This window comes from Rhodovulum sp. 12E13, assembly GCF_003340565.1.
Taxonomy (GTDB): Bacteria; Pseudomonadota; Alphaproteobacteria; order Rhodobacterales; family Rhodobacteraceae; genus HLUCCA09.
Genome location: NZ_QPLK01000115.1, coordinates 1 through 868, shown reverse-complemented (window position 1 = coordinate 868; position 868 = coordinate 1). Strand labels below are relative to the sequence as shown.

Here is an 868-nt window from a genome sequence, read left to right as displayed (position 1 = left end):
CTGTAGCGTTTCACCCATGGCGTGCTCCGAGGGCTGCTGTCGGACTTGGTGTAGCAACTTGATTCTACAGAGCTTTCGCGGGCACGCCAGCCATTACCCCCGATTTCGATGAATAAGGCGGGTTCATAGACCTCGATTGCGAGCTCTTCTTCATCGCGCATTTCCTGAGCGACCTGTGCAAAATCTGCGTCCGTCATGTCAGTCTCCTGTCTGTCTATCGGCCCGGCCCATCCGACCCGATACACAGGAATTACGCCCGCCCGAACCCGCCCCAAAACTTTTCAGGCAAAAAAGTTTGTCGCGCTTTCAATGCCTTACGATTTTTCTGGGGCGGCGTCGGACTCGATCGCTTCGATCTCTGCGATCATTCTCTCCGCGCCTGCCCGCACCCACCGCCGAAGATCCGGAGACAGCTCCTCAGCACCCACGGACGCGGCGTAGACATCCGGCAGGCGGTCTGGACCAATGAAGCGCATACGCTCCGGCGTCGTCATGCCGGCCAGGGCAAGAACCTCGTGCGCCGACAGGCCAGCCCGGCGGAGCCCATCATCCCCCGCGGCGGCGAGGGTCATGTCGAACCACGCGCACGGCGTCATGCCGGGCCTCCGAAGTCGAAATCCTCCAGCGCGAGACCCCGGCGCCGGAGCGCATCGGAAAGCTGCGCGAGGCCTTCTTTCTCGATCTGTTGGATGCGCTGGGGGGTGACACTGTAAACGGGGGCTATTTCTTTGCGCGTCTTATGGATCGTCTGATCTACCTCTTCGGCTTCGCCGATTTTCGGGCAGAGGCGGTCTGACGAGGGCACGTCGGCCGGGGATGCCTGCGATTTCCGGGTATCGGCCGGCTCGAACGGCCGGTCTCGGCGTCG

At 62.0% G+C, this 868-nt stretch carries 3 protein-coding genes; all 3 read right to left on the bottom strand.

Annotation, left to right across the window (positions count from 1 at the left end; all coding sequences use genetic code 11):
* On the bottom strand, window positions 1-197 hold a 197-nt coding region (locus DLJ49_RS21610), incomplete at its 3' end, for a hypothetical protein (RefSeq protein ID WP_147277403.1).
* Between the two features lie 117 nt (window positions 198-314).
* Window positions 315-596, bottom strand: a complete 282-nt coding sequence (locus tag DLJ49_RS21340) for a hypothetical protein (RefSeq protein ID WP_115395497.1) — start codon at window positions 594-596, stop codon at window positions 315-317.
* Window positions 593-868: hypothetical protein (locus DLJ49_RS21995; protein ID WP_158547554.1), on the bottom strand; the 276-nt coding region annotated here is incomplete at its 5' end. The genes DLJ49_RS21340 and DLJ49_RS21995, both read right to left, overlap by 4 nt.

Bases quoted from the DNA above. Each gene is read 5' to 3' on its own strand.
- DLJ49_RS21340 (WP_115395497.1), bottom strand. From the start codon at position 596: ATGACGCCGTGCGCGTGGTTCGACATGACCCTCGCCGCCGCGGGGGAT.